The 12,206-nt window shown below is 46.5% G+C and carries 10 protein-coding genes; 2 read left to right on the top strand and 8 right to left on the bottom strand.

Annotated elements, in window-relative coordinates; genetic code table 11:
• Nucleotides 1–9: 9 nt before the first annotated feature.
• From D791_RS02175 to sdhC, 5 genes are all read right to left on the bottom strand, one after another.
• Nucleotides 10–2,841 carry a 2-oxoglutarate dehydrogenase E1 component gene (locus tag D791_RS02175; RefSeq protein WP_081763681.1) on the bottom strand — a complete coding sequence of 944 codons (2,832 nt, stop codon included), beginning with the start codon at nucleotides 2,839–2,841 and terminating at the stop codon, nucleotides 10–12.
• A 311-nt stretch (nucleotides 2,842–3,152) separates the two neighbouring features.
• Nucleotides 3,153–3,857 carry a succinate dehydrogenase iron-sulfur subunit gene (locus D791_RS02170; protein ID WP_036507094.1) on the bottom strand — a complete coding sequence of 235 codons (705 nt, stop codon included), beginning with the start codon at nucleotides 3,855–3,857 and terminating at the stop codon, nucleotides 3,153–3,155.
• Between the two features lie 12 nt (nucleotides 3,858–3,869).
• Complete coding sequence (sdhA, locus tag D791_RS02165; RefSeq protein ID WP_036507091.1) at nucleotides 3,870–5,642, bottom strand: succinate dehydrogenase flavoprotein subunit; 1,773 nt, start codon at nucleotides 5,640–5,642, stop codon at nucleotides 3,870–3,872.
• Between the two features lie 3 nt (nucleotides 5,643–5,645).
• Nucleotides 5,646–5,993, bottom strand: a complete 348-nt coding sequence (gene sdhD / locus D791_RS02160) for a succinate dehydrogenase, hydrophobic membrane anchor protein (RefSeq protein ID WP_036507089.1) — start codon at nucleotides 5,991–5,993, stop codon at nucleotides 5,646–5,648.
• A complete protein-coding gene (gene sdhC / locus D791_RS02155; RefSeq protein WP_036507087.1) occupies nucleotides 5,987–6,364 on the bottom strand; it encodes a succinate dehydrogenase, cytochrome b556 subunit in 378 nt (125 codons plus the stop codon). The genes sdhD and sdhC overlap by 7 nt, the downstream gene beginning before the upstream one ends.
• A gap of 446 nt (nucleotides 6,365–6,810) precedes the next feature.
• On the opposite strand from sdhC, the gene gltA reads away from it, so the two are divergent.
• Nucleotides 6,811–8,091 (top strand): citrate synthase, encoded by a 1,281-nt coding sequence (gene gltA, locus D791_RS02150; protein WP_036507085.1) that lies wholly within the window; start codon nucleotides 6,811–6,813, stop codon nucleotides 8,089–8,091.
• Nucleotides 8,092–8,164: 73 nt separating this feature from the next.
• Here the strand turns inward: gltA and rlmKL are convergent, their stop codons facing one another.
• The gene (gene rlmKL / locus D791_RS02145) at nucleotides 8,165–10,324 is read right to left on the bottom strand and encodes a bifunctional 23S rRNA (guanine(2069)-N(7))-methyltransferase RlmK/23S rRNA (guanine(2445)-N(2))-methyltransferase RlmL (RefSeq protein ID WP_237748474.1); all 2,160 of its coding nucleotides are present in this window, start codon (nucleotides 10,322–10,324) and stop codon (nucleotides 8,165–8,167) included.
• Between the two features lie 289 nt (nucleotides 10,325–10,613).
• Between rlmKL and rmf the strand changes: the two genes are divergently transcribed.
• Nucleotides 10,614–10,820 carry a ribosome modulation factor gene (gene rmf / locus D791_RS19465; RefSeq protein WP_081763680.1) on the top strand — a complete coding sequence of 69 codons (207 nt, stop codon included), beginning with the start codon at nucleotides 10,614–10,616 and terminating at the stop codon, nucleotides 10,818–10,820.
• A 69-nt stretch (nucleotides 10,821–10,889) separates the two neighbouring features.
• Here rmf and D791_RS02140 read toward each other — a convergent pair whose 3' ends face one another.
• Together D791_RS02140 and D791_RS02135 are read right to left on the bottom strand one after the other, a co-directional pair.
• On the bottom strand, nucleotides 10,890–11,912 hold the full coding sequence (locus D791_RS02140) for a quinone-dependent dihydroorotate dehydrogenase (RefSeq protein ID WP_036507083.1): 1,023 nt from the start codon (nucleotides 11,910–11,912) through the stop codon (nucleotides 10,890–10,892).
• Nucleotides 11,913–11,974: 62 nt separating this feature from the next.
• Nucleotides 11,975–12,202: a DUF2835 family protein gene (locus D791_RS02135; protein ID WP_036507081.1), complete on the bottom strand. Its 228-nt coding sequence runs from the start codon at nucleotides 12,200–12,202 to the stop codon at nucleotides 11,975–11,977.
• Between the last annotated feature and the right edge of the window lie 4 nt (nucleotides 12,203–12,206).

The raw sequence follows: 12,206 nt of genomic DNA, 5'->3' as shown, positions 1-12,206 counted from the left end.
AACGTGTTATTAACCATTGATCGCTTCGTTAACCAACTGCTCTTGCTGCTCAACGTGAACAGAAATGTAACCCACAGCTGGCGCAGCCGCATGGGGTCTACCCACACCTTCCAAATGAAGTGAAGGATTATGCTTCTGTAAAACGTGACGCATGTGATGCTGACTGCAGTACCACGCGCCTTGGTTCATTGGCTCTTCTTGACACCAAACCACCGACTCAAGGTTGGTATATTCTGCAATTGTCTGACCTAAGATCTCTTCAGGGAAGGGGTATAATTGCTCAATACGAACAATTGCCACATCCTCTTTTGCCAATTCTGCACGACGATTGTAAAGGTCATAATAAACCTTGCCGCTGCACAGAACCAAACGTTTAACGTTTGCTGGATCTAGTTTATCGGCCTCACCAATCACAGGCTGGAAGCTACCTTCTGCAAGATCTTCAAGTGAACATGTCGCTTGCTTATGACGAAGCAAAGACTTCGGCGACATAACCACCAATGGTTTTCTTAAAGGACGCGTAATTTGACGACGCAATAGATGGAAAATCTGAGAAGGCGTCGTGGGAACACAAACTTGAATGTTGTGCTCAGCACAAAGCTGCAGGAAGCGTTCAAGACGTGCAGATGAGTGCTCAGGTCCTTGACCTTCAAAGCCATGAGGCAACAGCATGGTTAGACCACACAGACGTCCCCACTTATGCTCACCACTGGTAATGAACTGGTCGATAACAACTTGTGCGCCATTGGCAAAGTCACCGAACTGAGCTTCCCAGATCACCATCGTATTTGGCATGGTCGTGGCATAGCCATACTCAAACGCCAAGACAGCCTCTTCTGACAAGTAAGAGTCGTAAATATCAAAGTCAGGCTGGTCGTCTGCTAAGTGTTGCAATGGAACATAGGTGCTCGCATCCTTCTGATGATGCACAGCCGCATGACGGTGCGAGAAGGTACCACGACCCACATCCTGACCGGTAATACGAACCGGGTGACCTTCTGCCAACAAGGTTGCGTAGGCAAGGGTTTCAGCAAAGCCCCAGTTGATTTCCATGGCACCTGCCGCCATGCGCAAACGGTCATCGTAAATTTTCTGTACTTGCTTTTGAATTGCAAACCCTTCTGGGAAGCGACACATTTTTTGCCCAAGTTCCTGCAGAAGTTTAATGTCAACACGAGTGTCAGCCTCAAATGACCACTGATGGCCTAAGTAAGGCTTCCAGTCGACAAACAATTCAGTGTTTGGCTCAAGCACCAGTGCGTTCGCAACATGCTCACCGTTTTCTAAGGCTTTACGGTAGGCCTGCTCCATTTCTTTACAGTCTTCAGCCGTTAGCACGCCTTCATCAACTAAACGCTGCGCATAAAGCTCACGTGTTGTTTTCTGAACCTTAATCTGCTGATACATTAAAGGCTGAGTGCCTGATGGCTCATCGGCTTCGTTATGACCTCGACGACGGTAACATACCAGGTCGATAACCACATCTTTGTTAAAGGCATTACGGTAATCAAGTGCAAGCTGAGTCACAAAGCGAACAGCTTCTGGATCGTCACCGTTCACATGGAAAATCGGTGCTTGGACCATTTTGGCAACGTCTGTGCAGTATTCAGTCGAACGTGCATCTTCTTTTTTAGACGTTGTAAAACCAACTTGGTTGTTAATGACCAGATGGATCGTCCCGCCCGTTTTATAAGCACGGGTTTGAGACATCTGGAAGGTTTCCATGACGACGCCTTGACCAGCAAATGCAGCATCACCGTGAATAGAAACCGGAATAACTGAGTTGCCAACTTCATCTTCACGACGATCTTGGCGTGCACGAACCGATCCTTCAACCACTGGCGATACAATTTCCAAATGGGAAGGGTTAAAGGCCATGGCAAGGTGAACTTCTCCACCTGGCGTCATCACATTGGATGAAAAACCTTGGTGGTATTTAACGTCACCTGATGTTTCAAGGGTCTTTTTACCCTCAAATTCGCCGAAAAGATCGGATGGGTTTTTACCAAAGATATTGACCAGTACGTTTAAACGACCACGGTGCGCCATGCCGATAACCACTTCTTTAGCGCCTTCTTTACCTGCACGCTGAATCAGTTCATCAAGACATGGAATGAGAGATTCACCCCCTTCAACACCAAAACGCTTAGCACCCGCGTAACGAGAGCCTAAATACTTTTCAAGCCCTTCTGCTGCCGTTAAACGCTCAAGAATGTGTTTACGCGTTTCAGCTTCAAGCACTGGGCTTGAGCGCACAGGCTCCATACGTGACTGAATCCAGCGTTTTTCCTGAGTATCAACAATGTGCATATACTCAACACCTACGGATGAACAGTAGGTCTTTTTCAAATCTTCGACAATGGACCGCAGTGGCGCTTCTTCAGGGCCAAAAAACAGCGAACCCAATTGGAATTGTGTATCGTTATCGGCTTCAGATAGTTCGTGGAAACGAAGATCTAAATCAGGTACAGGCTCACGCTTCAACAATTTCAGCGGATCAATCTGTGCAACCTGATGCCCGCGAACTCGGTATGCGTTAATCATACGCAATACACGAATTTGCTTTTTCTCATGTTCAGAACTGACGCTCGCAACAGCTGCGGGCAGAGCGCGACGCTTATTCTTAGACATGGCTAAGAAATGATCACGTATCGGAGAGTGGGGAATATCCTGCGTAATGTTTTGAGCACTTACAGGTAAGCGGTCAAATTCTTCGCGCCACTCTTGTGGAACAGCGTTTGGATCCATGAGGTATGTTTCGTAAAGTTGTTCTACGTATGAAAGATTTCCACCGTATAGGTGTGCATTCTTCCACATCAGCTCCATCATGCTGTCTTGCATTATTTTTTCACCCTGAGTCTGGAGGAAGCTATTCGATAAGGCTGCACCATATCCTTAACGTTTAGAACGCTGCCTCGCTGCTAATTACCGATTGTTGTAATGTTTGCCAGCCGCTGTATCAGCCTAATTACATCAGGCTATTTTACGACGTTTAGGCATAGGTTAACACAGATCATGCACATGAAATTCTACAGAAAATAAGCTTCCACGTAACATAGACCTTTGGGTACTGAACGAGTCTCATTGTAACATTTTGTTATATTATTATAATAAAAACGGCGCATAAGCGCCGTTTTAAGGGAAAGTACTAATCAGGTCGCACGCTGCAAGAGCATATTTCTGATTTTACCTATCGCCTTGGTAGGGTTTAACCCCTTAGGACAGACATTCACACAGTTCATGATACCATGACAGCGGAAAACACTGAATGGGTCATCAAGCTCAGATAAACGCTGATCACGAGCGGTGTCACGCGTATCGGCTAAGAATCGATATGCCTGCAGCAAACCAGAAGGCCCAATGAACTTATCTGGATTCCACCAGAATGAAGGACAGGCCGTTGAACAACATGCACATAGAATACACTCGTACAAACCATCCAACTCAGCACGATCTTCAGGTGACTGCAAACGCTCGATTGCAGGCGCAGGCGTATCGTTGATCAAGAAAGGCTTAACCTTCTCATATTGACGATAAAACTGCGACATATCGATGACGAGGTCACGAATCACAGGCAAGCCAGGAAGCGGGCGCAATACCAGCTTATCTTTTTCAACCACTTGCGACAAAGGCGTGATACATGCCAAGCCGTTTTTGCCATTCATGTTCATACCATCCGAACCGCAAACACCTTCACGGCACGAACGTCTAAACGTTAATGTTGTGTCTTTCTCTTTCAGCAGCTGAAGGAGATCCAACACCATGATGTCTTTTCCACCAGGAATATCTATATGGATATCCTGCATATAGGGTGCATTGTCCTTTTCAGGATTATAGCGATATACACTTACCAGCATTATAACAACCCCTTAGTAAGTTCTAATCTTCGGTGGGAACGCGTCCATAGTTTTAGGTGCAAAGTTAACTGCACGCTTACCTATACGCTTTTCTACCGGGAAATAGACCGAATGGCACAACCAATTTTCATCGTCACGCTCAGTGAAGTCATTACGAGCATGTGCACCACGTGATTCTTTACGCTCAACAGCTGCAATCGCTGTCGCTTCCGCCACTTCAAGTAAGTTTTCCAACTCAAGTGCTTCGATACGTGACGTGTTGAACGCTTGGCTCTTATCTTCTAGATACAGGTTTTCGACTTTCTTACGAATATCTTTTAATAAGCCCAAACCTTTTTCCATGCTAGGACCGTCACGGAACACACCAAAATACAATTGCATTGTACTTTGTAGTTCTTTTCTGACATCAGCAACACGCTCACCTGACGTTGAATTATTCAAACGATTGAGACGTGCCATTGCCGCTTCGACGTCAGCATCTGTGGCGTCTTTAACTTCGTAGCCTTCACGCATTTGCTCTTCAATGTGCATGCCCGCTGCACGACCAAAGACAACCAAGTCAAGCAGTGAGTTACCACCCAGACGGTTTGCACCATGCACAGACACACACGCCGCTTCACCACAAGCAAACAGACCCGGCACCAAGTGATCAACACCCTCAGCATCAGGCGCTAATACTTGACCACCGATGTTAGTTGGCAATCCACCCATCATATAATGGCAGGTTGGCACAACGGGGATAGGCTCTTTAACTGGGTCGACAGCCGCAAAGGTCTTAGAAAGTTCACAGATACCTGGCAGACGAGAATGAAGTACTTCTTCACCCAAGTGATCTAGCTTAAGCAACACGTGATCACCATCAGGTCCACAACCACGCCCTTCAAGAATCTCTAGGATCATTGAACGGGCAACTACATCACGACCCGCCAGATCTTTCGCATTCGGTGCATAGCGCTCCATGAAGCGTTCGCCGTCTTTATTGATCAGGTAACCACCTTCTCCACGACAACCCTCTGTTACCAGAGTACCCGCACCGGCAATACCGGTTGGATGGAACTGCCACATTTCCATGTCCTGAGCAGGAACACCGATGCGCAACGCCATACCTATGCCGTCACCTGTGTTTATCAATGCGTTAGTGGTTGACGCGTAAATACGGCCTGCGCCACCAGTTGCCAACACTGTTGCTTTACACTTGATGTAAACGGTTTCACCGGTTTCAATGCAAATTGCAATCGTTCCGACGACGGCACCGTCTGCATTTTTGACCAAATCAACGGCATACCACTCATTCAAAAAGGTGGTGCCCGCTTTCATGTTCGCCTGATACAACGTATGCAATAACGCATGCCCAGTACGGTCAGCCGCTGCACAGGTACGAGCCGCTTGGCCGCCCTCACCAAAGTTTTTAGACTGACCACCAAATGGACGCTGATAAATGCGACCTGTCTCTGTACGTGAGAAAGGCAATCCCATGTGGTCCAATTCGAATACAGCTTGCGGTCCGACAGAGCACATATATTCGATAGCGTCTTGATCTCCGATGTAATCAGATCCCTTGACGGTATCGTACATGTGCCAGCGCCAATCATCATTAGGGTCCGCACTTGCAATTGCACAGGTAATACCACCTTGCGCTGATACCGTATGAGAGCGTGTTGGAAACACTTTTGTCACGCATGCGGTTTTAAGACCTGATTGCGCCAACTGCAAAGCAGCACGCATACCAGCACCACCACCTCCGACAACAATCGCGTCGAAACTTAATGTACGAAGATTAGACATCTCTTAAGCACCCCACAGAATCTGAATGCCCCACACAACGTAAATAAACGCGAGCAGGCCACATACGGACTGAAAAACAAACCGAAGGCTAGTAATCTTGATGTAGTCAGTTGAAACTGACCACAGGCCTATCCAAGCGTGAGCCGCCATAGACAAGATTGCTAACAACGTAAAGATACGCATAGCCGTGCCTGAGAACAGACCGCTCCACTGTGCATAATCCAGACTTGGGTTAAAAAGAAGATACCCGATCATAAAGATCGTATATGCCATAAGGACAACAGCGGTTACGCGCTGCATCATCCAGTCATAAAGACCACTACGGCCAAAACTCGTAATGCTAGTTACCATATCCACACTCCTGCAAGAAGGACTAATACGCCAGCTACGATCAACGTAACTTTAGCGGCCTGTTTGCCACTTTCCAATTCTTCACAGTGACCCAAGTCCATGACTAGATGCTTGACTCCTGCTACGAAGTGGTAAAGCAAGGCAGACACAAGTCCCCACGCTATCAATTTCGCCAAGAAGCTATTGTTCATTAAGTCAGAGGCAGCGGCAAAGCCAGCCTCAGACTCGAGCGATAGCCCAAGTAGATACACTGCAAATATAGCGCCGAAGAACAACGCTACACCTGTTACGCGGTGCAGAATGGATGTGATCGCCGTAATCGGCAATTTAATCGTTTGAAGATCTAAGTTTACAGGTCTTTTTTTGTTCACGGCTCTAGTTCACACTTTTGGGTCCCTTTGCAGGACTTGGTTGTTTGGAAGTGCTCAGAAGCAGTAGCTCGGGATGCCGAACTGGCATTGCACATTTGTGGCATTGCACACATAAGTACAATGTCAACTCAGGCCACGGAGTATAGTCACTTCAACCCTTGAATACAACGCGATATCACGCATGTACAACAATGGTCTAAGCATAAACCGTGGCTTGCAGAGCATGCCTTTCTTCGAACCCACGTATTATAAGGCCATTTCTTACGAGTTGATCACCTCTGTTCGAATTTTTTGATGTTGCGGCGCAATATTCGCCTTTAGGTTTAATTGACAATCGCGTGACAAACTTTATAGTTGTACCGTCCTTAACTAGGTCAATTCTCAACAGTGTAATCAAGCGACTGGTCACAAGTCGTTGTAATTAAACCGAATGATAGGAGCCAACTATGGCTGACAAGAAAGCACGTTTGACGGTCGATGGTCTGGATGGAACGATTGAATTACCCGTTTACTCCGGAACAGAGGGCCCCGACGTCATTGATGTTCGTCCTTTGACTAGCAAAGGCCTATTCACATATGACCCTGGCTTCGTGTCGACTGCGGCCTGTGAATCACAAATTACTTACATCGATGGCGACAAGGGCATTCTTCTGCATCGCGGATACCCAATCGAGCAACTCGCTGAAAAGTCTGATTACTTGGAAGTTTGCTACTTATTACTAAACGGTGAACTCCCAACCGAACAACAAAAAGCTGTTTTCAACAACACCATTTCCAATCACACAATGGTGCACGAGCAACTAAGCGCCTTCTTTAAAGGTTTCCGCCGCGATGCGCACCCGATGGCGATCATGTGTGGTGTTGTCGGCGCTCTATCTGCCTTCTACCATGACTCACTGGACATCAACAATGCGCATCACCGCGAAGTTTGTGCGTATCGTTTGATTGCAAAAATGCCCACGTTGGCGGCCATGTGTTATAAGTATTCAATTGGCCAGCCATTCATGCATCCACGCAATGACAACACCTATGCTGAAAACTTTTTGCGTATGATGTTCTCAACGCCCTGTGCAGATTACGTTGCCAACCCAATCCTTGTTCGCGCAATGGATCGAATTTTCACACTGCATGCTGATCATGAACAAAACGCATCAACATCTACCGTTCGTTTGGCGGGCTCATCAGGCGCCAATCCATTTGCATGTATTGCTGCTGGCATTGCGGCTTTATGGGGACCTGCACATGGTGGTGCAAACGAAGCAGTACTGACCATGCTGGAAGAAATCGGCGACGAAGCCAATATCCCAGAGTTTATTCAACGCGCAAAAGACCCTGAAGACTCTTTCCGCTTGATGGGCTTCGGACATCGCGTCTATCGCAACTTTGATCCGCGCGCAAAAGTCATGAAGAAAACCTGCGATGAGGTCTTAGGTGAGCTCGGAATCGAGAACGATCCATTATTAAAAATCGCAACTCGCCTTGAAGAAATTGCACTAGAAGATCCGTACTTTGTTGAGAGAAAACTCTATCCAAACGTCGACTTCTACTCAGGTATCATTCTGAAAGCAATCGGCATTCCAACAAGCATGTTCACGGTGATATTTGCACTGTCTCGCACCATTGGCTGGATTTCCCATTGGAACGAGTTCCATTCAAGCCCCAACCGTATTGGTCGCCCACGCCAGCTTTACACAGGCGCTAAAAAGCGTGACTACCCTTCTGCATAATTAAGCCTTAGGTCTTAAAGCCCTCCTAACCTCACCAAAGGTGAGTCTTAGGAGGGTTATCCACCCTGACTCTTTATACCTGACTATGCTTGATTTCAAAACAGCAATGTATTTTTGCATTGCGCTTAAAATCAGGATCAATCGTGCTTGCTGTCACATCTTTCACTTCATAGGCGTGAAGCGCATCGCTGTCTAACTTGAAACGACGATAATTATTGGAAAAAATCAACAAACCCTCTTTTTTAAGCAAGCCCATCGCCAAGTGAATCAACCGAACATGATCTCGCTGAACATCCAACACCCCTTCCATTCGTTTTGAATTCGAAAAAGTTGGTGGATCCATAAAAATCAAATCATATTGCGCAGATGACTGACGCTCCAACCATTTGAAACAATCCTCTCGCACAAAATGATGGTTCGAATTATCCAATCCATTCAAGGCAAAATTGCGACGCGCCCAATCAAGGTATGTGGACGACATATCAACACTCGTTGTTCTACTAGCACCGCCCACCGCTGCATGCAAGCTAGCTGTCGCCGTGTATGAAAATAAATTAAGAACATTTTTACCTTGAGCAATCGACTGAATCTTGCGGCGCACTGGCCGATGATCCAAAAACAACCCCGTATCAAGGTAATCATGAAGATTCACCCACAGCTTACAACCTAGCTCCGTTACCACAAAAAAATGGTCGGTGGTATCATGACGCTCATACTGCTCCGTTCCCTGCTGGCGCTTACGACGCTTAACGACAATTTGTTGTGGCTTTTTGTTCATCACCTGAGCCACCGCTGCAACCGCTTCATTAAAGCGGCTAAACGCTTTTACAGGATCAACTGACGAAGGCGCCTGATACTCCTGAACAATCACTTCGTCACCGTAGCAGTCGACAGCCACAGCATATTCTGGAATATCCGCATCATAAACGCGATAACACTCAATCCCTTCTTTTTTAATCCATTTCCCTAAGTTTTTTTGATTTTTTTGAATTCGATTCGCGACCATTTGCGCAGACTCCGTCAGCTCAAGCGTTTTCGCTTCATCTTGAACTCGATCCTCTTGCGCAAAGACTTCATATAAAAACAATCGGCTCTCTAAGGCACCATTAAACAACTGGTAGGAGCGCTGCGCCTTCAGTTTCATGACCTTGCATAGGTCAGGATTTGATGTAAAGACCGCCGCTCGCCACCCCTCAAATTGGCTTCGTAACTGCTGTCCCAGCAATTGGTATAGGTACATCAGGTTTTCGGTTTCGCCCAACCGCTCACCATAAGGCGGATTGGTAACCAATAAGCCCTTCTCAATATCCTGGGGACACTGAAGTCCACTTAATTCGGACAACTCAACGCGAATAAACGCACTTAAACCAGCCCGACGTATGTTTTCTTTCGCTTTATGTAAGACCTTCTCATCTTGATCAAAGCCATAGAATTGTGCGGTAAGGGCGACTTTTCCAGCTTCTGCTTTCGCATGCGCTTCATCGCACAACTCCTTCCACAACCCACGGTCATGCGTTAACCAATGGGTGAAGCCAAATTGGTGTCGATACAAGCCAGGGGCAATATTCGCTGCAATCATTGCCGCTTCGATCAGCAAGGTGCCAGATCCGCACATAGGATCTAACACCGCATCAAACACGTCTTTATTCCACCCAGCTCTCAGTAAGACAGCGGCGGCCAAATTTTCTTTCATTGGCGCTTCACCTGCTTGCTGGCGATAGCCTCTTCGATGCAAACTCTCACCCGACATATCAAGCGAAACTGTCGCTTGCCCTTTCGCTAGATGAACATTGACACGTATATCCGGCTGCTGCTTTTCAATAGAGGGGCGCTGACCTGTTGCACCGCGTATTTGGTCAACAATAGCGTCTTTAACCTTTAAAGCCCCAAAGTGAGTGTTATTGATGGCGTCACTACGGCCGTTAAAATCAACACTGAGGGTCCCTGAAGGACGCATCAGCTCAAGCCAGTCGATGGACTGCACTAGGTCATACAACGCGTCAGGCGTTGCTGCAGGAGCCTCAGCTAAGCGCAATAATACTCGACTCGCTAAACGAGACTCTAAACACAATCGATACCCTAGAGTTTTATCGCCCTCACACGCAACGCCCGCTACCGTTTGTTTAGCTGATATGGCACCGAGTGCGTTAATTTCGTCTAGAAGAAGCGCCTCCAACCCTTTTGGACAGGTTACAAAATAGGATATACCCATCGCATCATTCTGAATTGGCATGTTTAGTTCGCACCTCAACATTTATTTGTTTAACTTTAATGACTAACTGAAAAATTTTCATCCATAAACACATGTTTGAAATATCTACTCAATCAGTTGATTATATTCATATTTTTGCAACTGCACACACAAACTTACTATCAGCACCTTTAACAACCATAGCAAATTTCAATCGCAAAAGATTTTTATTTACGTTATTAATGAAGGTGTGAGTATAGTGAACTCACGGCCACTCGCGAAGTGCAATTAGCCTTCGCGCTATGATAAATAGAAACATGAGAGGCGTACTATGAGAAAACAGAAACGTGACCGCAGCTCCACTCTGTACAACCGTGGTTTTAATGCTGGCATCAGCGGAAAATCACGCGAGGAATGCCCAGTTAACAACGCGGATATGCGAAGTTGTTGGATGACAGGATGGCGTGAAGGACGCGAAGCACATTGGAACGGCATGTCTGGCGTTTCTGCAATACAGATAAACCCGTCACTTGCTTAAACTTTCTATTATTATCACTTAACAAGATGCTCCGGATAGCCTTTTCTTAGGACTTTCCGGAGTCAAAGATCAACGTATTTCTGCAATTGCTTTAACAGAGTCTCGAATAAGGCTGGGCCCCTGGTAGATAAATCCTGTGTAGATCTGCACCAAACTCGCACCCGCTTGAATTTTTTCTGCCGCATCAAAACCTTCAGTAATACCGCCCACCCCAATAATGGGGACACTGCCTTTCAAGTGCTTAGACAACGCCATAATTGCAGCTGTAGAGCGATTTCGAACAGGCGCACCACTGAGACCGCCAGCCTCTTCCGCCCACTGACACCCTTCCACACCGTCTCTAGAGAGGGTGGTATTCGTTGCAATCACCGCATCCATTTCATAGGCCTTAAGGGAGGCTGCCACCAACTCAAACTCTTCAGGCCCCATATCCGGTGCAATCTTGAGTGCTATAGGCACATAACGCCCATGAACCTTACTCAGTTTTGACTGCTCGGTTTTCATGCAATCCAACAAGCTGTTCAATGACTCACCGAATTGAAGCGTCCGCAGTCCAGGTGTGTTCGGAGAAGAAATATTAATGGTGATATAGCTAGCACGAGAGTATACCTTGCGCATGCAATAGAGATAGTCATCGTTTGCTTGCGCATTCGGTGTATCTTTATTTTTCCCAATATTAATGCCCAAAATACCATCGTAACGACAGTTCTCGAGGTTCTTAAGAAGCTGATCAACACCATCATTATTAAATCCCATTCGATTAATAATGGCCTGTCGATCCTCTAAGCGGAAGAGTCTCGGCTTGGGATTACCTGACTGAGGCTTAGGCGTGACAGTGCCGACTTCAATAAAGCCAAATCCCATCGCAGCCAAACCATCAACAGCACTGGCATTTTTATCAAGACCCGCAGCCAAGCCAACCGGATTAGGAAAACGTAACCCCATGACCTCCACAGGTAAATGCATAGGCTTTGAGCCTATTAACTGCTCGAGTCCAACACCAGAAAGCAGATTCATTCCACCAAGGGCAAGGTTATGAGAAGTCTCAGCATCCAGCTTAAACATCAGTGATCGTGCAAGTGTGTATAACATCGCAATCCCAGAGTTTATATACAATTTCGTCCATTATAATCTTTGCAAGGATCGAATGACAGTCATCCGTTTGACATCCTATCAATCTGAATCAGCTTTCCCTCTTCCGAAAAATAAATAATAAAACTGCCATTTACACCATGGTGAGATAAAAAGCGCGTAAAGACTGAAGCAGGTAGGTGAAAACGTCGACCATCCCGCGCCCGCACGGAGACACGGGAGGCCACGCCTTTGTAGTATTTCAGAAACTCATTTCGAGTAATTTTGACATCTAACACTGCGTATTTCATTCAA

Origin of the sequence: Nitrincola nitratireducens (assembly GCF_000585235.1) — a bacterium.
GTDB classification, from domain to species: domain Bacteria; phylum Pseudomonadota; class Gammaproteobacteria; order Pseudomonadales; family Balneatricaceae; genus Nitrincola; species Nitrincola alkalisediminis.
The sequence above is the reverse complement of the archived record's forward strand: the minus strand, read 5'-3'. Positions and strand labels throughout refer to the sequence as shown.

Coding starts and splice junctions, on each gene's coding strand:
- D791_RS02175 (WP_081763681.1), bottom strand. CDS start 2,841: ATGCAAGACAGCATGATGGAGCTGATGTGGAAGAATGCACACCTATAC.
- D791_RS02170 (WP_036507094.1), bottom strand. CDS start 3,857: ATGCTGGTAAGTGTATATCGCTATAATCCTGAAAAGGACAATGCACCC.
- sdhA (WP_036507091.1), bottom strand. CDS start 5,642: ATGTCTAATCTTCGTACATTAAGTTTCGACGCGATTGTTGTCGGAGGT.
- sdhD (WP_036507089.1), bottom strand. CDS start 5,993: ATGGTAACTAGCATTACGAGTTTTGGCCGTAGTGGTCTTTATGACTGG.
- gltA (WP_036507085.1), top strand. CDS start 6,811: ATGGCTGACAAGAAAGCACGTTTGACGGTCGATGGTCTGGATGGAACG.
- rlmKL (WP_237748474.1), bottom strand. CDS start 10,324: ATGCCAATTCAGAATGATGCGATGGGTATATCCTATTTTGTAACCTGT.
- rmf (WP_081763680.1), top strand. CDS start 10,614: ATGAGAAAACAGAAACGTGACCGCAGCTCCACTCTGTACAACCGTGGT.
- D791_RS02140 (WP_036507083.1), bottom strand. CDS start 11,912: ATGTTATACACACTTGCACGATCACTGATGTTTAAGCTGGATGCTGAG.
- D791_RS02135 (WP_036507081.1), bottom strand. CDS start 12,202: ATGAAATACGCAGTGTTAGATGTCAAAATTACTCGAAATGAGTTTCTG.